The sequence below is a fragment of the Stenotrophomonas sp. 704A1 genome (assembly GCF_030549525.1).
In the GTDB taxonomy this organism is placed as follows: domain Bacteria; phylum Pseudomonadota; class Gammaproteobacteria; order Xanthomonadales; family Xanthomonadaceae; genus Stenotrophomonas; species Stenotrophomonas tuberculopleuritidis.
On the sequence record NZ_CP130831.1, the window covers coordinates 438,880 to 460,047 of the forward strand.

17 protein-coding genes are annotated in these 21,168 nt (G+C 68.6%); 10 read left to right on the plus strand and 7 right to left on the minus strand.

Going from position 1 to position 21,168, the window contains the following annotated elements; genetic code table 11:
• Positions 1 to 41: 41 nt before the first annotated feature.
• Positions 42 to 1,136 (minus strand): dipeptide epimerase, encoded by a 1,095-nt coding sequence (locus Q5Z10_RS01980; protein WP_303637677.1) that lies wholly within the window; start codon positions 1,134 to 1,136, stop codon positions 42 to 44.
• A complete protein-coding gene (locus Q5Z10_RS01985; protein ID WP_303637678.1) occupies positions 1,133 to 2,575 on the minus strand; it encodes an SH3 domain-containing protein in 1,443 nt (480 codons plus the stop codon). Before Q5Z10_RS01985 ends, Q5Z10_RS01980 begins: the two co-directional genes overlap by 4 nt.
• A gap of 132 nt (positions 2,576 to 2,707) precedes the next feature.
• Here Q5Z10_RS01985 and Q5Z10_RS01990 point away from each other — a divergent pair, with 132 nt between their 5' ends.
• The 9 genes from Q5Z10_RS01990 to hglS all read left to right on the plus strand — a co-directional run bounded on the left by Q5Z10_RS01990 (position 2,708) and on the right by hglS (position 13,540).
• The gene (locus Q5Z10_RS01990; RefSeq protein WP_303637679.1) at positions 2,708 to 4,195 is read left to right on the plus strand and encodes a transglutaminase-like domain-containing protein; all 1,488 of its coding nucleotides are present in this window, start codon (positions 2,708 to 2,710) and stop codon (positions 4,193 to 4,195) included.
• A 51-nt stretch (positions 4,196 to 4,246) separates the two neighbouring features.
• Positions 4,247 to 7,246 (plus strand): TonB-dependent receptor, encoded by a 3,000-nt coding sequence (locus Q5Z10_RS01995; RefSeq protein WP_303637680.1) that lies wholly within the window; start codon positions 4,247 to 4,249, stop codon positions 7,244 to 7,246.
• 26 nt (positions 7,247 to 7,272) lie between these two features.
• On the plus strand, positions 7,273 to 8,853 hold the full coding sequence (locus Q5Z10_RS02000) for a serine hydrolase domain-containing protein (protein ID WP_442758954.1): 1,581 nt from the start codon (positions 7,273 to 7,275) through the stop codon (positions 8,851 to 8,853).
• The gene (locus Q5Z10_RS02005) at positions 8,786 to 9,499 is read left to right on the plus strand and encodes a M15 family metallopeptidase (protein WP_303637681.1); all 714 of its coding nucleotides are present in this window, start codon (positions 8,786 to 8,788) and stop codon (positions 9,497 to 9,499) included. Before Q5Z10_RS02000 ends, Q5Z10_RS02005 begins: the two co-directional genes overlap by 68 nt.
• 114 nt (positions 9,500 to 9,613) lie before the next feature.
• Positions 9,614 to 9,985: a hypothetical protein gene (locus Q5Z10_RS02010; RefSeq protein ID WP_303637682.1), complete on the plus strand. Its 372-nt coding sequence runs from the start codon at positions 9,614 to 9,616 to the stop codon at positions 9,983 to 9,985.
• 225 nt (positions 9,986 to 10,210) lie between these two features.
• Positions 10,211 to 10,630, plus strand: coding sequence for an EF-hand domain-containing protein (locus Q5Z10_RS02015; RefSeq protein WP_303637683.1), 420 nt, complete (start codon positions 10,211 to 10,213; stop codon positions 10,628 to 10,630).
• A 96-nt stretch (positions 10,631 to 10,726) separates the two neighbouring features.
• Complete coding sequence (locus Q5Z10_RS02020; RefSeq protein ID WP_303637684.1) at positions 10,727 to 11,479, plus strand: HAD family hydrolase; 753 nt, start codon at positions 10,727 to 10,729, stop codon at positions 11,477 to 11,479.
• A 31-nt stretch (positions 11,480 to 11,510) separates the two neighbouring features.
• Positions 11,511 to 11,999, plus strand: coding sequence for a hypothetical protein (locus Q5Z10_RS02025; protein WP_303637685.1), 489 nt, complete (start codon positions 11,511 to 11,513; stop codon positions 11,997 to 11,999).
• A gap of 179 nt (positions 12,000 to 12,178) precedes the next feature.
• Positions 12,179 to 13,540 (plus strand): 2-oxoadipate dioxygenase/decarboxylase HglS, encoded by a 1,362-nt coding sequence (hglS, locus tag Q5Z10_RS02030; protein WP_303637686.1) that lies wholly within the window; start codon positions 12,179 to 12,181, stop codon positions 13,538 to 13,540.
• Between the two features lie 339 nt (positions 13,541 to 13,879).
• Here the strand turns inward: hglS and scpC are convergent, their stop codons facing one another.
• Complete coding sequence (gene scpC, locus Q5Z10_RS02035) at positions 13,880 to 15,394, minus strand: succinyl-CoA:acetate CoA-transferase ScpC (RefSeq protein WP_303637687.1); 1,515 nt, start codon at positions 15,392 to 15,394, stop codon at positions 13,880 to 13,882.
• Positions 15,395 to 15,759: 365 nt separating this feature from the next.
• Here scpC and glnE point away from each other — a divergent pair, with 365 nt between their 5' ends.
• Positions 15,760 to 18,555, plus strand: coding sequence for a bifunctional [glutamate--ammonia ligase]-adenylyl-L-tyrosine phosphorylase/[glutamate--ammonia-ligase] adenylyltransferase (gene glnE, locus Q5Z10_RS02040; RefSeq protein WP_303637688.1), 2,796 nt, complete (start codon positions 15,760 to 15,762; stop codon positions 18,553 to 18,555).
• A gap of 28 nt (positions 18,556 to 18,583) precedes the next feature.
• Here glnE and Q5Z10_RS02045 read toward each other — a convergent pair whose 3' ends face one another.
• The 4 genes from Q5Z10_RS02045 to Q5Z10_RS02060 form a co-directional block, all read right to left on the minus strand.
• On the minus strand, positions 18,584 to 19,144 hold the full coding sequence (locus Q5Z10_RS02045; protein ID WP_303637689.1) for a queuosine precursor transporter: 561 nt from the start codon (positions 19,142 to 19,144) through the stop codon (positions 18,584 to 18,586).
• A 75-nt stretch (positions 19,145 to 19,219) separates the two neighbouring features.
• Entirely contained in the window at positions 19,220 to 19,735 is a 516-nt protein-coding gene (locus Q5Z10_RS02050) for a hypothetical protein (RefSeq protein ID WP_303637690.1), read from the minus strand.
• 32 nt (positions 19,736 to 19,767) lie between these two features.
• Positions 19,768 to 20,259, minus strand: coding sequence for a hypothetical protein (locus tag Q5Z10_RS02055; protein WP_303637691.1), 492 nt, complete (start codon positions 20,257 to 20,259; stop codon positions 19,768 to 19,770).
• A gap of 18 nt (positions 20,260 to 20,277) precedes the next feature.
• On the minus strand, positions 20,278 to 21,129 hold the full coding sequence (locus Q5Z10_RS02060) for a DUF2145 domain-containing protein (protein WP_303637692.1): 852 nt from the start codon (positions 21,127 to 21,129) through the stop codon (positions 20,278 to 20,280).
• Positions 21,130 to 21,168: the final 39 nt, after the last annotated feature.

A 21,168-nucleotide genomic window follows, 5' to 3' on the forward strand; every position in this document is an offset into this window, starting at 1 on the left:
GCACGGCCCTTGTAGCGTCGAGCCATGCTCGACTGCGCGGTTCAACCCAGCATCTCCAGCCCGCGCACTTCGGTGATGCCCAGCCCCGGCACGTCGCCGATGCTGATCTCCGATTCGTTGAAGCGCACGCCGCCGCTGACCGGGTCGAACTGGCCCAGCGACGGGCCGTCCAGGTCGACCTTGGTGATCACATCGCTCTTGGCGACCGCCAGGTGCACGGCCGCAGCCACGCTGATGCTCGATTCGATCATGCAGCCGATCATGCAGGGCACCCCGTAGATGCCGGCGATGTCGGCGATGCGGATGGCGTTGGACAGGCCCCCGGTCTTCATCAGCTTGATGTTGATGATGTCGGCCGCGCGCTGCTGGATCAGGTCCATCACCTGGCTTGGGCTGAACACGCTTTCGTCGGCCATCACCGGCGTGTTGACGCGGTCGGTGACGTACTTCAGGCCGCTGATGTCAGCCGCCTTCACCGGTTGCTCCAGCAGCTCCAGCACCACGCCGGCCTCTTCCAGCGTGCGCATCGCGTGCACCGCCTGCTTGGCGGTCCAGCCCTGGTTGGCGTCCAGGCGCAGCAGGGCGCGGCCTTCGACGGCGGCATGGATCGCCTTGACCCGCTCGATGTCCAGGCCGATGTCCTTGCCGACCTTGATCTTCAGCGATTCGAAGCCGCGGTCGATCGCCGACAGCGAATCGGCCACCATCTTGTCGATGTAGTCGACGCTGATGGTGATGTCGGTGGTGATCACCGGGTCGCCACCGCCCAGCATCTGGTACAGCGGCGCGCCATGCAGCTGCGCCCACAGGTCGTACAGCGCGATCTCCACCGCTGCCTTGGCGCTGCTGTTGCGCTCCATCGCGGTCTGCACCAGGGTGCACAGGCGGTTGAGGTTGACCACGTCCTGGCCGATCAGGCGCGGCGCGATGAAGTGGCGGATCGCCTCGATGATCGAGCCATGGGTATCACCGGTGATCACCGCCGTGGCGGGGGCCTCGCCGTAGCCGGTGTGGCCGGTGTCGGTGCGGATCAGCACCACCACGTCCTCCACGGTTTCCACCGTGCGCAGGGCAGTCTTGAACGGCGTCTTCAGCGGCACGCGCAGCATGCCCAGTTCGATGGCAGTGATCTTCATTCAGGAGTCTTGGCGCGCAGGCGCTGGATGTTGGTGATGCGGTCGATGTAGCGGACGCTGTCGCTGGCCATCATCGGCTCCAGCGGCGTGACCGAAACACCATTGAGATGGGCCTGCACGCGCTTGCCGTCGGCACCGTACCAGCTGCCACCCGCGGTATCGTGGATGACCCAGGTGCGGCCCTCGACGTGGCCGATGGCCATCATCACGTGGCCGGGGATGTAGACCAGGTCGCCCACCTGCAGGGCGGTGACGGCGCGGTCGCGCACGGCCTTGCCGTCGGTGGCGGTGAACGGCAGGCGATCCAGCGCCGGACTGACCGCCTGCGCGCTGGTATTGCGCGGCAGCAGCACGCCGAAGCTGCGGTAGATCTCGGACACGAACCCGCTGCAGTCGCGGGTGTCGTAGTCGTGGCCCCAGCCGTAGCGTTCGCCGAGGAACTTGAAGGCCTGCTGCAGCAGCAGGCGCGGGGTCAGCGGCAGGTAGTCGGCGGCGGTGTCCTGCGAACGTGGCAGCAGCGCGGGCACCAGCTTCAATCGACCATCGGCCTCGCGTACCGGCAGCTGCACCACCCACGCGGCATGCGCCTGCTGGCCGTTCACCGGGTCGGCGGCCGGCCAGTCGGCCAGCACCGGCAGGCGCACGCCCATGTCCAGCTGCAGGCGCGAGACGCGCGGCTCTTCCGGGGTGTAGGCGGTCTGCGCGGTGGCGCCGGTGACGATCCGGTACGGACCCTTCGCGCCGTAGCCGAGCACCGTGGCCTTGTCGCCGCTAGCGACGGCATCGGCTTCGATCCATGCGCTGTAGCGCTCGCTGTGCACGAACAGCCAGCCTCCATCGGCGCTGCGATGGACCACGGCGACCTTGTCGCCGGGGAACAGGGCCGATTCCTGGAAGCGGTCGATGTCGGTGTCGCCGACGCTGCTGAAGACGCGCTCGCGGGTCGGGAAGGTGCGCAGCGCGGCACGCTTCACCACCAGGCCGTACTGCGGTGTCGTCTGCGCGGGAATGGACTGCAGGCCCAGATTGGCTTCGATCACGCTGCGCAATGCGGGCGCGATCACCTGGCCCTTGTCGTTGTACAGGGTGCGGCTGGGCCAGCGCGACAGCGCGGTGATGCTGGCGCGCACCGCCGCCGCATCCAGCTGCGCGGGCAGTGCGGTGATGTCCTGGATGTGGGTGTCCTGTGCCCGCATCCGCGCGTTCTGCGCCTCGATCTGGCTGCGGCCCAGGATCGGCGCATCGGTGTTGTCCAGCCGCGCCGCCCAGTACTGCGGGGTCAGGTAGGCCTCGTGCAGCCCGATCACATAGGGCAGTGGCGCGCCGGGATCGGGTGCGGGTGGTGCCGCCTGTGCGAAGGCCGGGGCGGCCAGCAGGCACAGGGCCAGAGTCAACCGGCACGGCCAAGGCCAGCGCGGTTCGCGGGACGCCAGGATCATGCGCTGCACACCCTCCTCGAATGCCTGTTGGAATATTTATTCCTTTCGGCGCCGAAAGCAAGAATAAATTATTGACCGGTCTCCCGGCCCGTGTTACACAGCCGTTACCACCCGCGCTGGGGAAGTGTCGCTGTGGATCCTGCCGTTCGCAAACTGCGTCTGCCTGCTGCCAGCCTGGGGGCTGCGCTGTTGCTGTGGGCGTGGTCGGCAGGCGCGCAGCCGCCGCCTTCGGCGATCCAGTTCGCGCAGGTCGTGCAGAGGATCGATGCCGGGCGGTTCGCCGAAGCGGGGAGCGAACTGAACACATGGGCGGCAGCCGATGCGGCGGAGCCCGGCGTCAGCGAACAGGACATCGGTTTCCAGCAGGAGCGCATGCGGCGCATCCGCCTGGATTTCAGCCTCGACGAAGCCGCCGCCAAGGCCGCCGTGCGGCGCTGGATTCCCGACCTGACCGACGAGGAGTTCGCGCGTTGGGACCAGCTTGGCCTGATCGAGCATCTCGATGTCGATGGCACGCGCTGGTACTTCAAGCGCGCACCGTCGAACCTGTTCCTGCTCAGTGACGAGGCGCGTGCACGCCGCCGCGCGGACGCGCCGATGCCGGCCCCTGGCCCGAACGAGGTGCTCAATGCGCACCATGCGCGCGTGGTGGCCGCGGCCGACCAGAGCGGCCAGGCCTCGGTGCTGCCGCAGCGCATCGAATTCACCCAATCGCTGACGGTGAAGGCCGATGCGGTGCCGGCGGGCGAAACGGTTCGTGCGTGGATTCCCTACCCACGCGAACTACCCGGTCAGCAGGAACGCGTGCAGTGGCTGGGCAGCACCCCCGGCAAGGCGCGGGTGGCACCGGCCAGCGCCCTGCAGCGCACCGCCTACCTGGAAGCCAAAGCGGTGGCCGGGCAGCCGACGCGCTTCGAGATCCGTTACGCGCTCACGATCCTTGCGCGACATACCTCGATTGACCCGGCGCAGGTGCAACCGACCCCGGCCGATCCGGCGCTGCGACCCTACCTGGCCGAACAGCTGCCGCATGTGCGCTTCACCCCGGCGCTGAAGCTGTTCTCCGACCAGGTGCTGCAGGGGGAAACACGCCCCCATGAAGTGGTGCGCAGGCTGTTCGCTGCGGTCGACCGTATTCCATGGGCGGGGGCGCGCGAATACTCCACGATCAGCAACATCAGCGACTACGCGTTGCGTGCCGGCCATGCCGACTGCGGGCAGCAGACCCTGCTGCTGATCGCGCTGCTGCGCATGAACGGCATTCCCGCGCGCTGGCAGTCGGGCATGGTGTTCTCCGACGATGGCAGTGGTTACAACAATCTGCACGACTGGGGCCAGGTCTACCTGGCGCCGTATGGCTGGCTGCCGATGGACGTAACCACAGGGGCGCTGGGCAGCGACGTCGCCGCCCTGCGCGACTTCTATCTGGGTGGCCTGGATGGCTACCGCATTGCCTTCAACGACGATTTCGGCCAGGCCCTGGTGCCGGCCAAGCAGCACTTCCGCTCGGAAACGGTCGACTCGCAGCGCGGCGAGGCCGAGTGGGCAGGCGGCAACCTGTACTTCGACCAATGGAGCTATGACTTCCAGTGGCGAGTCCTGCCAGCCGGGCAACGCTAGCGCGACATATCACCCATACCACCATTCAATTCTTGCAGGAGAGAGCAGGGGATGAAGGCTTACAACATCAAGCGGGCGGCGTTGTGCGTCGCCCTTGGCGCCTGCCTGGCCACACTGGCACCCAGTGCCTTCGCCCAGGACGGTGCCGTGGTCGGCCGCCTGACCAGCGATGTCGGGCAGGTGCCGGCCGGTGCCACGGTCACCGTGCGCAATCCGGCCACCGGCTTCGTGCGTTCGGTGCAGGCCGACAGCCGCGGCAGCTACCGCATTCCGCTGTTGCCGATCGGCACCTACGAGATGGAGGTGAGCCTGCCGGGCGGGGCGGCCAGCCGTGTCGGCCAGGTCACCGTCAGCCTGGGCAGTGCGACCACGGTGAACGTGCCGCTGGGTGCGGTCAGCACGCTGGGTACGGTGGAAGTCCGTGCGCCGCAGGTGGTGTCGATGGTGGACGTGAAGTCGACCGAATCGGCTACCAACATCACCCGCGAAGAACTGTCGCGGCTGCCGGTGGACCGCGACATCACCGCCGTGGCGCTGCTGGCGCCGGGCGCGGTGAAGGGCAAGGGCTCGCTGGGCGGGCAGGGCATCTCCTTCGGTGGTTCGTCGGTGGCCGAGAACACGGTCTACATCAACGGCCTGAACGTCACCGACTTCTACAACCGGGTCGGCTTCTCGTCGGTGCCGTTCGCGTTCTACCAGGAGTTCCAGGTCAAGACCGGCGGCTACTCGGTGGAATTCGGGCGCAGCACCGGTGGCGTCATCAATGCCGTCACCCGTTCCGGCAGCAACGACTTCAAGGCCGGCGCGGAACTGGTGTTCGAGCCGCGTGCGTGGCAGTCGCAGGCGCGCGACCGCTATGACGGCGAAGGCAGCCGCTACATCACCGCCAGCCGTGACGACTACTCGCGCAGTGCACTGAATGTGTTCGCCTCCGGCGCGCTGGTGCAGGACCGGCTGTTCTTCTTCGGCATGTACGAAGCGCGCGACTACACGCCCAACTCGACCAACGATGCCGGGACCGTGTTCAACCGGGGCAAGGCCGATGACCCGTTCTGGGGCGGCAAGCTGGATTGGCAGATCACCGACAACCAGATGCTGTCGCTGTTCGGATTCTCCGACAAGAGCGATACCGTCACCGACGTCTATCGCTACGACCATGACACCGGCACCGTCGCGGCCGAGCGCAACAACCAGATCTACAACACGGTGGGGGGCCGGAACTGGTCGGGCACCTACAGCTGGCAGGTCAACAACGATCTGACCATGAAGCTGATGTATGGCGAGAACAAGCGCAACCGCACGCAGAGTTCGTTGATGGACGAAAACTGCAATCGCGTGTTCGACAACCGCACGGCCAGCCAGGGCGTGCCGTCCAACCTGCAGGGTGACCGCAGCTGTACCAGCAGCTCGCAGCTGGAGTCGGCGCTGGATACGCGCAAGGCCGCGCGCGCCGATTTTGAATGGTCCATCGGCAACCACCTGCTGCGCTTCGGCCTGGACCGCGAGGAGAACACCTCCGACTACGAGCGCGCCTATCCCGGCCCGGGCGGCCTGCGCTACGACATCTACTACCGCACGCCGGGCAGTTCGCTCAACGGCGGCACCGTGCCGGCCAGCGGCCTGGTCGCACGTACCCGCCGCTACGAAGTGGCCGGCTCGTTCGAGACCATCAACTCGGCCTACTACCTGGAAGACAACTGGCAGGTCACCCCGAACCTCCTGCTCAACATCGGCGCGCGCGTGGAGGGCTTCGACAACAAGGGTGGCGACGGCGACAGCTACATCAAGATCGACAACATGGTCGCCCCGCGGCTGGGCTTCTCGTGGGATGTGCGCGGTGACGGCACCACCAAGGTGTTCGGCAACCTGGGCCGCTACTACCTGCCGGTGGCCAACGTGATCAACATCAAGCAGGCCGGCGGCTTCCTCGACGAGCGCACCTGGTACGAATTCCTCGGTTACACCGGCGCGGCCAACAACATTCCCACGCTGGGCGGGCAGATCGGCCCGGTCGACAACTCGCAGGGGGATGGCAGCGTGCCCGACCTGCGCGCCGAGGTGAACCGTGACATGGATCCGGTCTACCAGGACGAGGCGATCCTCGGCTTCCAGCACATGCTGAGCGAGTCGTGGTCGGTTGCCGCCAGCGTCACCTACCGCCGGCTGCACAACGCCATCGATGACATGAACATCACCGCCACCGGCCAATGCGGTGCGATCGACGGGGTGTGGATCATGGGCAACCCCGGGCGCACCAACACGGTGTGGGGTGACACCAACTGCGATGGCAGCAACGATGGCTGGATCGATATCGATACGTCCAAGGAAGGCTGGGCGCTGTATGACGACGATGGCAACTACGTGGGCCAGCGCGGCTGGGTGAAGCCCAAGCGTGACTACAAGGCGCTCGAACTGCAGGTCGACCGTGCGTGGGACGGCAGGTGGGGCTTCAATGCTTCGTACACGCTGGCCTATGGCCGCGGCAACGCCGAAGGCCCGGTGAACTCCGATACCGACTTCGCCGATGCCGGCCGCACCGAGAACTTCGACAATCCGTGGGTCAACTACCGGGGCTATGGCTACCTGGCCAACGACCGCCGCCACCAGTTCAAGTTCCGTGGCAGCTATGCGCTGACCGAGAACCTGAGCGTGGCGGCCACCCTGGGCGTGCAGTCGGGCAGCCCGATCACCCGCTTCGGTGCCGGCAATCCGTTTGACGACACCGACTTCCACAGCTACTACGTGTGCGTGTCCAACTGCCAGTCGACGGTGCCGTCCGAGCGCGTGTTCGTGCATTCGCCGCGCGGTGGCGACGGCCGCACTCCATGGACCTACGACCTGGACGTGAGCGTCTCCTACAAGGTGCCGATCCCCACCGACCTGCGCCTGAAGCTGGCGGTGTACAACGTGCTCAACCAGCAGCGCGTGGTCACGGTGGACCAGGACTACGAGCCGCAGGACAGCATCGGTACGCCCAACCCGTTGTATGGCTACGGTACCGGCTTCCAGTCGCCGCGCTACGCACAGTTGACGGTGACGTGGGCCTACTGAGGATTGCGCCACCGCGGCCGCCGGGCATCGCCCGGCGCTGCCATGGGCCCCTGGTCGCCGCGGGCCTGGCGCTGTTGCCGGCAGCATGGGCCGGCGCGCCGGCGTCGGCGGCCGACAGCGCGCGCATCGACGCGGATGTCGCGGCGGTGATGCAGCACGAGCGCCTGCCCGGGCTGGCGATGGCGGTGGTCGAGGACGGCCAGGTGGTCTATCGGCATGCCCAGGGCGTGCGCGGTGATGGCGGGCGCATCGACGAGGACACCGTGTTCAAGATCGCCTCCAACAGCAAGGCGATGACCGCCGCGCTGCTGGCCACGCTGGTACAGGACGGCCTGCTGCGCTGGGACGATCCGGTGCGCCGCCACCTGCCTGCGTTCCGCATGCATGACCCCTGGGTGGGCGAGCACCTGCAGGTCCGCGACCTGCTGATCCACAACAGTGGCCTCGGCCTGGGCGCCGGTGACCTGATGCTGTGGCCCGAGCCCAACGCCTTCACCCGCGCCGACATCATCGCCGGGCTGGCACATCTGAAGCCGGCCAGCAGCTTCCGCAGCGGCTATGCCTACGACAACCTGATGTATGTCGTGGCCGGGGAGGTGGCGGCGGCGGCCGGCGGCAAGCCGTATGACCAGCTGCTGCGCGAGCGGGTGTTCGCGCCGCTGGGAATGCGCCGCTGCCAGGTCGGTGCCTGGTCGGTGAAGCAGGTCGGCAACGTGGCCCAGCCGCACGTGCGGCGCGATGGCCGCATGCGGGTGGCTGGCGCCGATGGCACCATCAGCCCCGACCTGGCCTCGATGGCGGCCGGTGGCATCCGCTGTTCGCTGCGCGACATGACGCGCTGGATGCAGGTGCTGCTGGACCCTTCCCTGGCACCGGACTGGCTGGATGCCGGGCAGCGCCGAACCCTGTGGACGCTGCACATGCCGATGCCGCTGGGCAGGCGCCAGCGCGACTGGGAAAACGCCCGTTTCCTGGGATACGGCTATGGCTGGCGCGTGTCGGACATGGATGGGCAGTGGAAAGTGGCGCACACCGGCACGTTGTCCGGCATGTACTCCTCGCTGGCGCTGCTGCCCGAGCGCAGGGTGGGGGTGGTGATGCTGATGAACGGTGACGGCGAGGACGCCCGCAGCGCGCTGATGCAGGCGACGTTGAAACGGTTCACCGCGCCGCAGGAGGCGCAGCCGGCGAGGTACTACCTGGCGGAGCTGGCAGGCGAGCGCGCGACGCGTGCCGCCCGCGGCGACGTGGCACCGTCCACCCGCGCCGCACGTCCGGCGGGCGCGGCCGACCTGCTGCAGGCGCAGGGACGGTATCGCGACCCTTGGCTGGGAGCGGCGTCGCTGTGCCCGGAGGCCGATGGCCTGCGTTTCAGTGTCGACAAGTCACCGCGGCTTCGCGCGCAGGTGCAGCAGCTGCAGGGGCGCTGGCTGCTGCGCTGGGATACGCTGGAACCTTCGGCGCAGGCATGGCTGCAGCCCGGCGAAGGCACGCCGACGCTGCAACTGCGCGCCATCGATCCGGAGATCGACTTCAGCTATGACTTCCAGGACCTGCATTTCACTCGCACTGGCGGTTGTCCTGCTGCCGGCGGCGCGCGCGGCTGAGCCACCCCGTGTATCGACGGCCAGCGATCCTGCTGCAGCGGGGCTGGTGGAGATCCGCGCGCTGGCGCCGCAGATCGATCTGGACATCCGCTACGCCGGTGCAGACAACTTCACCGGTGTGCGCGTGCCCGGTTACCAGGCGCCGGCGTGCTACCTGCTGGCACCGGCCGCGCAGGCGCTGGCCCGCGTCGAGGCCGAGCTGCGCGCCGCAGGGTTCGCGCTGCGCATCTACGACTGCTACCGCCCGGTGCGTGCGGTGCAGGCGTTCATGGCCTGGGTGCGTGATCCGCAGGAACAGTCGCGCAGGGCGCTGCAGTATCCGGACCTGGACAAGCCTCGGCTGCTGGCCGAGGGCTACATCGCCGAGCACTCCGGGCACAGCCGCGGTGCCACCGTGGATCTGGGCCTGCTCGACTGCCGAAGCGGCACCTGCACGGCGATGGACATGGGCACCGACTTCGATTTCTTCGGCCCGCGTGCGCACACCGCCAGCCCCGGGCTGAGCGCGGCGCAGGTGGCCAACCGCCAGCAGCTGCTGCGGGCGATGGCGCGCCACGGCTTCGCCAACTACCCGCAGGAGTGGTGGCATTACACGCTGCAGCCCGAACCGGACCCGGGCACCGCGTACGACGTGCCGGTCCGGTAGGGCGGGGCGAGCCCCGCACGGGTTGCCGGCGGCAACGGCCAGGACGCCTGTGGGTGCCGGGCGCAGCCCAGCCGATGCCCTTACACTGGCGGCCTTCTCACCCCTGCGTCGCTGATGAACCTTCCCCTGCATTTCGGCCTGCTCGGTACGCTCGAAGCGGGTGCCATCGCCCTGCTGGTCGGCCTGCTGGTGTACCTGCTGTGGCATCGCGTGTGCCGGCTGCTGCACTGGACGATGGGCCACGCCATCGGCTGGTCATGCGTCATCGCCGTGATCCTCTCCGCCGGCATCGATGCCTGGAAGCTGTTCTACATGGGGATCGTGCGCCTGGAGTCGCCGCTGTACGCACGCCTGTTCCTGTCCACCATCCACGATCCCAACGAACTGGGCAGCCGCGTGGTGCTGGAGATCGCCGGCGCACTCGCCGGTGTTGCGTTGGGATGGCTGATGTTCAGTTCGCGGTCAGCGGAAAAAACCGTCGACTGACGCAGCTTTTTCGTTCGCTGCCGGTTAAATCCGCCGGCGCTGAATGCGCGTCTTACTCCTCACTCACTTCACGCTAACCAGCGCGCTAATGCATGCCATGGCGCCGGTGGTTAACCCGGCGTGTGGGCGCTGATCGCGGCGCAAAATCGATTCAGAAACACGGTGGCAGGGTGGAGGCCGTGCGGAAACAACAGGCCGCGCAACCACCCAAAGGAGACACCCCAGATGACTATTCGCAACCGCAAGCCCCTGATCGCCCTGATCGTCGCCGCCGGCAGCGTGCTGGCCATTCCGGCGATGGCGCAGACCGCCAAGCAGCAGGCGGCGCAGGCGCAGAACGAGGCCGCGCAGGCCCAGCAGTCGGCGGCGCAGGCCGGCCAGGCCGCCGACCAGGCGACCGACGCGGCCGCGGCGGCATCGGCCCAGGCCAACGGTGGTGGCCAGACCTGGGCCAGCATCGATACCGACGGCAACGGCACCATCAGCAAGAGCGAGGCGCAGGTGAACGCAGGCCTGGCACAGGTGTTCGACCAGGCCGATGCCAACAAGGACGGCCAGCTCAGTGCCGATGAGTACAAGGCCTACGTGGCCGCGCAGCAGGCCGGTGCCGGCGCGGGCGGCACTGCCGCCGGCCAGGGCCGCTGATCCACGGTTGTTTCGGGACAACCGGCGCATGGGAGACCCGGGCGGCTGCGGCCGCCCGGGTTTTTTTCGTCATCGCCGCCCCTGTATCCTTGGCCGATGAACACCTCCACGCCTGCGCCGTCGCGCGCCATCGGCCTGGTCGGTTTTGACGGTGACGATACGCTGTGGAAGAGCGAGGACTACTACCGCAAGGCCGAGCAGGATTACCTGGACCTGCTGTCGCGCTACATCGACGTCCACGACACCCAGATCGCCCGCCACCTGCTGGAAGTGCAGCAGCGCCACCTCGGCGTGTTCGGGTACGGGGTGAAGAGCATGACGCTGTCGATGATCGAAGCGGCCATCGAGATCACCGCCCAGCGCATCGAAGCGAACGACATCCAGCGCATCCTGGATATCGGCCATGACACCCTGCGCCATCCGGTCGAGCTGATCGACGGCGTGCGCGAATCGGTTGCCGCCATCGCCGCGCAGTATCCGGTGGTGCTGATCACCAAGGGCGACCTGTTCCACCAGGAAGCCAAGATCAAGGTCGCCGCGCTGTCGGACCTGTTCCCGCGCATCGAGATCGTGTCCGAGAAGGACCCGGACACCTACGCCCGCGTGCTGGCCGAATTCGACCTGCCGATGCAGCAGTTCGTGATGGTGGGCAATTCGCTGCGCTCGGATATCGAGCCGGTGATCACCCTGGGTGGCTGGGGCATCCATACTCCGTATGCGGTGACCTGGGCGCACGAGACCCAGCACGGCGTCGCCGACGACGAACCGCGCATGGTCAACGCCGATACCGCGTGGGACTGGCCGGCCGCGCTGGCCGCGATCGAGGCCAAGGCCGCTGCGGCGGCCTGACAGGGCGCGGCAGCTGCGGCAGAATCGGGGCATGAACCTGTCACTGCGCGCGCTGCTGCTGTCCCTGCTGCTGGCGCCGGCCATCGCGCTGGCCCAGCAGACCGCCGAACGCTCGGCGGCCTACGAGGTGAATACCGGCGATGCCTGGATCGACGCCCAGCTGGCCGACATCAACCACTATGCCGAGCGCTACCCCGACGCCTTCCTCGACGAGGTCTCGCGCTATGCCGGCATTCCGCGCAGCTACATCGCGGCGCTGGCCAACACCCATCAGTGGCAGGCCGGTGACATCTATTTCGCCTGCTTCTGGGCCAAGGCCAGCGGCCTGAGCTGCCGCGACAGCGTGCGGGCCTTCAGCCAGAATCCGGACGGCGGCTGGGAGGCGGTGGTGTCGCGGCTGCCGGTGAAGCCGCAGAACCTGCACTATCGCGCCGTGCGCCACGCCATCGTGGCCAGCTACGAGCACTGGGACCGGCCGATCACCCTCGATGCCACGCTGAAGCGCCAGCTGAAGCGGTAGCGCCGGGCCATGCCCGGCGAGCGTGCAGCGCGGCCAGGGAGCCCGCCGGGCATGGCCCGGCGCTACCGGGGTGTTTCCGGCGAACGGCAGTCGTCATGTTGCTCTGCATATCGCCCCCATCGCGCACTCCGGCGACAATACGGCTCTCGCCGTTCCCCGTTCCCGTAATCGAGTGACTGATGAGCGCCTCTTTCGTTTCGCCTGATGTGATCCGCCGCCTGTTCGCCCAGGCCATGTCCCGCATGTACCGCACCGAAGTGCCGCTGTACGGCACGCTGGTGGAGCTGGTGGAGCGGATCAACACGCAGGTGCTGGAGCAGGACCCGGCGCTGGCCGCGCAGCTGCTGCGCAACGACGAGCGCGGCCGCCTGGATGAAGAACGCCATGGCGCGATCCGCGTCGGAACCGTGCAGGAACTGGCCACGCTGCGGCGCCTGTTCGCGGTGATGGGGATGTACCCGGTGGGTTACTACGACCTGTCGGTGGCCGGCGTGCCGGTGCATTCCACCGCGTTCCGACCGCTCACCGCCGAGGCGCTGGCCCACAACCCGTTCCGGGTGTTCACCTCGCTGCTGCGCCTGGAGCTGATCGAAGACGAGGCCCTGCGCGCACAGTCGGCGCAGATCCTGGCCCGTCGCCGCATCTTCACCGACGGCGCGCTGGCGTTGATCGAGCAGGCCGAGCGCGATGGAGGGCTGGCGCAGGCCGACGCCGAGCGCTTCATCGAACAGGCGCTGGAAACCTTCCGCTGGCACAGCGACGCCACGGTTGACCTGCCGACCTACCACGCGCTGCACAACGCCCATCGCCTGGTGGCCGACGTGGTCAGCTTCCGGGGCCCGCACATCAACCACCTGACCCCGCGCACGCTGGACATCGATGCCGCGCAGGCCGCGATGATCGAGCACGGCATGGCGGCCAAGGCGGTGATCGAAGGCCCGCCGCGCCGCGCCTGCCCGATCCTGCTGCGGCAGACCAGTTTCAAGGCGCTGGAAGAGGCGGTGCACTTCCCGGATACCGACGGTGGCGACGCCGGCACCCATACTGCGCGCTTCGGCGAGATCGAACAGCGCGGCCTGGCCCTGACCCCGAAGGGCCGCGCGCTGTACGACCAGCTGCTGGCGCAGGCGCGCGATGCCGGTGGCGAAGGCAGCACCGGTGGCGACTACGGCCAGCGCCTGCAGGCGGTGTTCGCCAGCTTCCCGGATGACCATGACACGCTGCGCCAGGAAGGCCTGGGGTATTACCGCTACCAGCTGACCGATGCCGGTCGCGCCGCACCGGAGCGGGTGGCCGACCTGCCGGCCGAAGTGCTGGTGGCCGCCGGGCTGGCCACGGCCGACCCGATTGTCTACGAAGACTTCCTGCCGGTCAGCGCCGCCGGCATCTTCCAGTCGAACCTGGGCGGTGAAGAACAGCGCGCCTATGCCGCGCATGCCAACCGCGAGGCCTTCGAGCAGGCGCTGGGCGTGGCGGTGAATGACGAGTTCGCGATCTACGAGCGCATCCAGGCCGATTCGCTGGCCGCATTGCGCAGCTGATGCGGGGCATCCGCCGGGCATGGCCCGGCGCTACCGTAATGCCTCGGTAGCGCGGGTCCACCTCCAGCGAGCCGCGATGCCCAGGCAGCGCCGGGCCACGCCCGGCGAACCGCAATGCCCCGGTAGCGCCGGGCCATGCCCGGCGAACCGCAATGCCCCGGTAGCGCCGGGCCACGCCCGGCGAATCGCAATGCCCCGGTAGCGCCGGGCCACGCCCGGCGAACCGCGATGCCCAGGTAGCGCCGGGCCAAGCCCGGCGAATCGCAATGCCCAGGCAGCGCCGGGCCACGCCCGGCGAATCGCGATGCCCCGGTAGCGCCGGGCCATGCCCGGCGAACCTCAGCCCTTCATCGTGCCGGTATCCAGCCAGCGCTGGTGCCACGACAGCGCCTCGGGCAGCAGGTGCGGGGTGTGCTTGCCGTAGCTCTCGCGGCTGGCACGGTCGAAGTAGTCCTGCAGCTGCGGGCGGAAATCCGGATGCGCGCAGTTGTCGATCAGCACCTGCGCGCGCTTGCGCGGGGTCAGCCCGCGCAGGTCGGCCAGGCCCTGCTCGGTCACGATCACCGAGACATCGTGCTCGGTGTGGTCGACATGGCTGGCCATCGGCACGATCGCCGAGATGGTGCCGTTCTTGGCCGTGGACGGGCTGAGGAACGCCGACAGGAACCCGTTGCGGGCGAAGTCACCGGACCCGCCGATGCCGTTCATGATCCGCGTGCCCATCACGTGCGTCGAGTTGACGTTGCCGTAGATGTCCACCTCGATCATGCCGTTCATGCCGATGCAGCCAAGGCGGCGCACCAGCTCGGGATGGTTGGAGATCTCCTGCGTGCGCATGATGATGCGCTCGCGGTAGAAATCGATGTTCTCCTTGAACGTCTCGTTGGCCTGCGGGCTCAGCGCGAAGCCGGTGCACGAGGCATAGCTCAGCACGCCGTCGCGCAGCAGGTCGAGCATGCCGTCCTGGATCACTTCGGTGAACGCGGCCAGGTCGCGGAAACCGCTCTTGGCCAGGCCGGCCAGCACCGCATTGGGAATGTTGCCCACGCCCGACTGCAGCGGCAGCAGGTTCGGCGGCAGCCGGCCCTTCTTCACTTCGTGCTGCAGGAAGTCGATCAGGTGCGAAGCGATCTGTTCGCTGGTGGCATCGATCGGGCTGAACGGGCTGTTGCGGTCCGGGCCGTTGGTGCGCACCACCGCCACGATCTTGTCCGGGTCGCAGCGCAGCGCGGTGTCGCCGATGCGGTCGTTGGCGTTCACCAGCGGGATCGGCTTGCGGTGCGGCGGCAGCGCGGTGCCGTAGTAGATGTCATGCATGCCGTCGACGCCGGCCGGCTGCCATTCGTTGACCTCGACGATCACCTTCTTGGCCAGGTCCAGCCAGGTCTTGTTGTTGCCGACCGAGGTGGACGGCACCAGCGAGCCGTCCTCGCGGATGGCGGAGACCTCGACCACTGCGGTATCGATCTCGCCATAGAAGCCGAACCAGACGTGCTGGGCGACATGGCTGAGATGGATGTCGATGTAGTCCAGCTTGCCCTCGTTGATGCGGTTGCGCGCATCCGGATCGCTCTGGAACGGCATGCGCATGGCGATGCCATCGGCCTTGGCCAGTGCGCCGTCCAGCTCCGGGGCGGTGGACGCGCCGGTCATCAGGCTGATCTGGAAGGGCAGGCCCTGGGCGTGCACCGCTTCAATGCGGCGGGCCAGTTCGACGGGAACGGCCTTGGGATACCCGGAGCCGGTGAAGCCGCTCATGGCCACGGTTTCACCGGGCTGGATCAGCGCGGCTGCGGCCTCGGCGGAGACCACGCGGTCACGGAGACGCGCGTTGGCGATGCGATCAACAGACATGACGACACGTGTTTCTGGGGGGAAGCCCGATTATCGGCCATCCCCCGCCGTACGGGGGGTTCTACCTTCGTGGAATGGTATTTCCGCCGCGGCCGCTCCCGTACCCGCCGGTTTTGTTTTGCAGTGCAGCGTGCAAAGTGCTTTCGCACACCGCAGGATGGCCCTGCATCCCGACGTGGGGGAGGGAGCAGAGCCCGCTGGCAGTTCGCTGCAAGCGGGCTTTTTTATTGCCTGTCGCCCAGTATGAATACGCGACCTCGATGATCGGCAGTGCCGGCCGTTGGCCGGCAACCCCAGCCACCTTCGGCCAGACCCTCGGATCTGCCGGCCAGCGGCCGGCACCACCGGGTCGATACAATCGAGGCATGACCCTCGCCCCCGCTGAACCGTCCGCTTCCCTGCAGCCTGTTGTCGACCGCGCCCTGGCGCGTCTGGGCCAGGTCCTGCCCGCGCCCGTCCCGGCCGATCTGTTGCCGCTGCTGACCCGGCTGGCCGTGGTCAGCGATTTCGCGCTGGACACCCTGGTGCGGCAACCGGCGTTGCTGGCACAGCTGGCCGAACCGGGCTGCCCAGCGATCCCGGCCCCGGTGCTCGACCCGCTGCAGCCCAGCGACTGGCCGGCGCAGCTGCGGCGCTGGCGCACCGCCATGTCCACGCGACTGATCTGGCGTGACCTGGCCGGTCTCGACGACGTGCCGCAGACACTCGCCGGGGCCACCACCCTGGCCGAGGACTGCCTGCGCCTGGCGCTGGATGCCCTGCAGCGGGAGTTCGCCCAGCGCCACGGCGTGATCGCCGACAGCGACGGCCGGCCGCAGCAGCTGGTGGTGTTCGGGCTGGGCAAGCTCGGCGGTGGCGAGCTCAACTTCAGTTCCGACGTGGACCTGGTCTACGCCTATCCGCAGGGCGGGGAATCGGACGGGCCGCGCCCGCTGGCGGCCGAGGAATACTTCGCCCGCCTCGGCCAGCGCCTGGCCAAGCTGCTGGATGAGACCACGGTGGACGGGTTCTGCCACCGCGTCGACCTGCGCCTGCGGCCGTTCGGCAGCGCCGGCCGCGTCGCGTTGTCATTCGCCGCGATGGACCAGTACTTCCAGCGCGAGGGCCGTGACTGGGAGCGCTATGCCTGGCTGAAGGCACGCGCGGTGGCCGGTGACATCGCCGCCGGCGAAGCCTGGCTGCAGACGCTGCGCCCGTTCGTGTACCGGCGCTACCTGGATTTCACCGCACTCGACGGCCTGCGCGAGATGAAGGCGGCGATCACCGCCGAAGTCGCGCGCCGCGAGATGCACGACGACATCAAGCGCGGCGCCGGTGGCATCCGCGAGATCGAATTCCTGTGCCAGGCGCTGCAGCTGATCCGTGGCGGCCGCGAGCCGGCGCTGCGCGAGCGCCGGCTGCTGGTGGCGCTGGACGCGCTGATGGCGGCCGGCCAGATCGCGGCCGGGGACGGCGCCGCACTGCGCGAGGCCTACCTGTTCCTGCGTCGCCTGGAAAACCGCCTGCAGATGCTGCGTGATGCGCAGACCCATGTGCTGCCCAGCGATCCGGTGGACCGCGAGCGTATCGCTGTGGGTCTGGGCTATCCGGATTGGGACGTGCTGCGTGCGGCGCTGACCGTGCAGCAGCAGCGGGTCAGTACCGAGTTCGCCGCGCTGCTGGCACCGCGCAAGGGCCAGGCCGCGCCCGACGCGCTGGCCAACTACTGGCGCAGCCTGCCGGAAGGCAGCAATGCACCACTGCTGGCCGAAGCCGGTTTCCTCGATGCCAACGGGGCCGACCAGTCGCTACGTGATTTCGCCCAGGGCACCGGCGTGAAGTCACTGTCCGACGCAGCGCGTGCGCGCCTGGACCGGGTGCTGCCGGCGCTGCTGCATGCCGCCACGCGCTCGCCCCAGCCCGATGCCGCGCTCAAGCGCGTGCTGGGCCTGCTGCAGGCGGTACTGCGCCGTACCAGCTATCTGGCGCTGCTGGACGAACAGCCCAGCGCGCTGGCGCGGCTGGTGGATGTGCTGGCGCGCAGCGCGCTGCTGGCCGAACGCCTGGCCGCGTATCCGCTGCTGCTGGACGAACTGCTGGACGTGCGCGTTTCCGGGCCGATGCCCGATGCGGCCGGGATGCTGGCCGAGTGCCAGCAGGTGCTGGCGGTGGAAGATCCCGAATCCGCGTTGCGCTGGCTCAACGAGACGCGGCTGGCGCTCAGTTTCCGCATGGCGATGGCCACGCTGGACGGGCGCCAGGGCGCGGTGGATAGCACCCGGCAGCTGGCCGAGCTGGCGCAGGCGGTGGTGGTCACCGTGCTGGCGATGGCCGAGGCCGACATGCATGCCGCGCACGGTGCGATTCCTGGTGGGCGCTTTGCGATCATCGGCTACGGCAGCCTGGGTGGCCTGGAACTGGGCTTCGGTTCCGATCTGGACCTGGTGTTCCTGCACGACCACCCGGCCGGCGTGGAAGCCAGCGATGGCGCGCGCCCGCTGGAGCCGGGACGCTGGTACGCGCGGCTGGCGCAGAAGGTGATGGCGCTGCTGGGCGCGGTCACCGCCGCCGGCCGGCTGTACGACATCGATGTGCGGCTGCGCCCGGATGGGGGCAAAGGGTCGCTGGTGTCCTCGCTAGCCAGCTACACCGAGTACCAGCGCGAACGCGCGTGGACCTGGGAACACCAGGCGCTGGTGCGCGCCCGCGGCGTGGCCGGCGATGCCAGCCTGCTGCAGGACTTCGAACAGGTACGGGCGCGGACGCTGGGCCGCGAGCGCGACCCTGCCACGCTGTATGCCGATGTGCTGAAGATGCGCGGACGCATGCGCACCGAACTGGACCGCAGCGATGCCGCTCGGCTGGATCTGAAGCAGGGCCCCGGTGGCGTGGTCGACCTGGAATTCCTGCTGCAGACCGGCGTGCTGGCACGCAGCGCGCAGCAGCCGGCGCTGCTGCAGCCGCGCGATACGCCGTCGCTGATCGATGCGCTGGCCGCAGACGGTTTCCTGCCGGAACACACCGCGCAGGCGTTGCATGGAGCGCATGCCACGTTGCTCGACGTGGGGCTGGTCTGCACGCTGGATCGACGCCCACGGCTGGCACCGACCACACCCGCGATTGAAGCGGCGTGTGCGGCGATCACCTCCGCGTGCATCGCCGCCGGGCTGTCGTTCGCCTGAGCGGTCGCACCCGCCAGGGCAACGGCGGTCAGCCGGCCGCGCGCAGCGGCGCCATCTTCCACAGCAGCGCACGGAACGGCGCCAGCAGGCACACGCCGATGGCCAGCTTCACGGCCAGGTCGCCTGCGGCCCAGCTCAGCCACGGCAGGCTCGATCCGGCGAAGGCGATCGACCAGAAGATCGTGGTGTCCACGGTCGCACTGCAGGTGGTGGCCACCATCGGGGCGCGCCACCAGCTGCCGCGGCGCAGGCGGTCGAACACGGTGATGTCCAGCAGCTGGGCCACGATGAAGGCCGAACATGAAGCGACGGCGATGCGCGGGGTGGCGACCCACACCGACAGCAGCACCGCCAGCGCAAAACCAATCCACGCCACGCGCCGGGCCGGGCCCGGGCCGAAGCGGCGGTTGATCAGGTTGCTGACCAGGAAGGCGACCGGATAGCTGAAGGCGCCCCAGGTCAGCCAGTCGTTGATCGGGTACTGCACCAGCACGTTGGACAGCAGCACCACCGCACCCATGGCCAGCACCGCCAGCACCAGGGCGCGGGCGGTCAACGGGGCAAACACAGGCGCAGGACGCACGGACATGGCGAGCCAGGGGGATGAGGGGGATCGCCCATTATCCGCCCGGCCCGCGGCAATGCCAAAAACGGTCGTTCAGCTTTACAGCTGCTCGCTCAGCGCATCACCTGCGGCATAGGCGGTGGGCACATAGGCCAGGGCCTGGCCGTCGCTGTTCTTCACCGTCCAGCCGGCACCGGCATCGGTGGGGTCAAAGCGCACCTGCTGGCCGACCACAAAGCGCGCCACCGGGTCATCGCCCTGCATCGCCGGCCACTGCAGGGTCGCGGTCTGGTCGGCCTTGTCCGGCACCTGCAGCAGCACCTGGCGTTCGCCGGCGGGCGTGGTCGCCACCTGCTTCACTTCCATCGGCGGCAGCGGCACCGCCGGGGTGCGCGTGGCCACCTTGCCGTTGCGCTCGCTGGCCTTGAACGGCGCGTTGGACAGGGCGGCCAGGCCCATCGAGGTGGCCAGCGGCACCGACACCACGATCAGCGAGGTGACCAGCACGCTGGCCTGGCCACTGTTGAGCTGCGGGGCAGCGCCGGCGTGCACGCCGGGCACGGTCAGTGCAGACAGCAGCAGGGCAGCAACGGGCGCGCGCAGGGAACGGAACATGGTGACCTCCAGGTCGGGAATGAATGCAGCGCTCAGTGCTGCGTATCGAAAATGTCGCGCGGGCCGGTTGCTTCAGGCAGGTATTCCAGCGGACGGCCCTGGCCGTCGCTCACCTGCCAGCCGCCCGACCCGGCCGGTTCGACGTTCACGGTCTGGCCCACGCTGAACTGCACGGCCGGGTCGCCCGGGCGCTTGGGCCACTGCACCGACGCGGTGTTCTGCGGGTTGCCGGGGTCCTGCAGCAGCACTTCCCGGCGGCCATCGACGGTGGTGGAAATCGCGCTGACCTGCATCTGCGGCAGCGTCACCCGCGGGCCCTGGCCCGGCGGCACGCCGGTATCGTCGGTTTCCCCGGCTGCGGCGGCGCGGGCCCGTTCCACCATCGGTGCAGACATCTGCAGTCTCGGTCTTTCGGGCTCACCGTTGTGGATGATCACGATGCGGCGTTCGGCATGCGCCGGCGCAGCGGACAGCAGGCTGCCGCACAGCAGTGCGGCCAACACGGACAATTGCACGGTACGCATCATCTTCTCCTTGCCAGGTCAGGGGGCCGCGGTGGCGGTCGTTGCCACCGCCGCGTGCGGAATGGTCAGTTCCTGCTGCAGCTGGCTGCGCTGATGCAGGAAATCGAACACCGATTCCACCGTCACCACCGAGTAGTTGCCGGAAATGCGCTCGCTGGCCGGGTGGTCGGTGGTGGTGGCGTTGGCTACGAACAGGCGTGCACCCACGCGCTTGCCCAGGCCGATGTGCAGCACGCTGGGCCGGTAGTTCTGCTGCCGCAGCCACTGCTGGGCCTGTTCGCGCTTGACGATGACCGGGCCGCCCTCGGCCTGTGCCATCGCCGCCGCCAGCACTTCCAGGATCCACTGGTTGGAATTCTGGTAGTCGGTGGCGAACGGGTAGGCCACCACGTTGTAGTTGGCGTCGTGCAGCGCCCGGGGCTGGATCGCCGGCGGCGCCAGCATTGTCTTCAATGCCGCCTGCAGCGCCGGTGGCGGTACGCCGATGCGCAGGTCGGTATGGCTGCCGCTTTCACCAACGAAATTGCCCAGGCCCTCGCGGTACAGCTGCGAGCTGTCGGTGCGGCAGCGGTTGAGCAGATGCAGCGCGCGCCAGCGGCCATCCTCCTCGCGCACCAGAAACGCCAGATGGCTGTGGCGCAGGCCGTAGCGGCTCAGGTCCTGGCCGCCGCGCGCGGCGATCACCACGTCCACCGCGGGCAACGCGTCCAGGCGTTCGGCCGTGGTCCAGGCCACGTCGAACATCGCCGCCTGCGCGGCCACGCTCGGGTAGCGTTCGCGGCAGGCTGCACTGTCGGCCCGCGCCGGCAGCGTGGCCAGCAGACCGGTCAACAGCAGCGTGCCGACGCACAGGCGGGAAAAACGTTCCATGTAGACAGCTCCAGGCGCGGGAACACCCGCGCGGCGATC

Bases quoted from the DNA above. Each gene is read 5' to 3' on its own strand.
- Q5Z10_RS01980 (WP_303637677.1), bottom strand. From the start codon at position 1,136: ATGAAGATCACTGCCATCGAACTGGGCATGCTGCGCGTGCCGCTGAAG.
- Q5Z10_RS01985 (WP_303637678.1), bottom strand. From the start codon at position 2,575: ATGATCCTGGCGTCCCGCGAACCGCGCTGGCCTTGGCCGTGCCGGTTG.
- Q5Z10_RS01995 (WP_303637680.1), top strand. From the start codon at position 4,247: ATGAAGGCTTACAACATCAAGCGGGCGGCGTTGTGCGTCGCCCTTGGC.
- Q5Z10_RS02005 (WP_303637681.1), top strand. From the start codon at position 8,786: ATGACTTCCAGGACCTGCATTTCACTCGCACTGGCGGTTGTCCTGCTG.
- Q5Z10_RS02010 (WP_303637682.1), top strand. From the start codon at position 9,614: ATGAACCTTCCCCTGCATTTCGGCCTGCTCGGTACGCTCGAAGCGGGT.
- Q5Z10_RS02015 (WP_303637683.1), top strand. From the start codon at position 10,211: ATGACTATTCGCAACCGCAAGCCCCTGATCGCCCTGATCGTCGCCGCC.
- Q5Z10_RS02020 (WP_303637684.1), top strand. From the start codon at position 10,727: ATGAACACCTCCACGCCTGCGCCGTCGCGCGCCATCGGCCTGGTCGGT.
- Q5Z10_RS02025 (WP_303637685.1), top strand. From the start codon at position 11,511: ATGAACCTGTCACTGCGCGCGCTGCTGCTGTCCCTGCTGCTGGCGCCG.
- hglS (WP_303637686.1), top strand. From the start codon at position 12,179: ATGAGCGCCTCTTTCGTTTCGCCTGATGTGATCCGCCGCCTGTTCGCC.
- scpC (WP_303637687.1), bottom strand. From the start codon at position 15,394: ATGTCTGTTGATCGCATCGCCAACGCGCGTCTCCGTGACCGCGTGGTC.
- glnE (WP_303637688.1), top strand. From the start codon at position 15,760: ATGACCCTCGCCCCCGCTGAACCGTCCGCTTCCCTGCAGCCTGTTGTC.
- Q5Z10_RS02045 (WP_303637689.1), bottom strand. From the start codon at position 19,144: ATGTCCGTGCGTCCTGCGCCTGTGTTTGCCCCGTTGACCGCCCGCGCC.
- Q5Z10_RS02050 (WP_303637690.1), bottom strand. From the start codon at position 19,735: ATGTTCCGTTCCCTGCGCGCGCCCGTTGCTGCCCTGCTGCTGTCTGCA.
- Q5Z10_RS02055 (WP_303637691.1), bottom strand. From the start codon at position 20,259: ATGCGTACCGTGCAATTGTCCGTGTTGGCCGCACTGCTGTGCGGCAGC.
- Q5Z10_RS02060 (WP_303637692.1), bottom strand. From the start codon at position 21,129: ATGGAACGTTTTTCCCGCCTGTGCGTCGGCACGCTGCTGTTGACCGGT.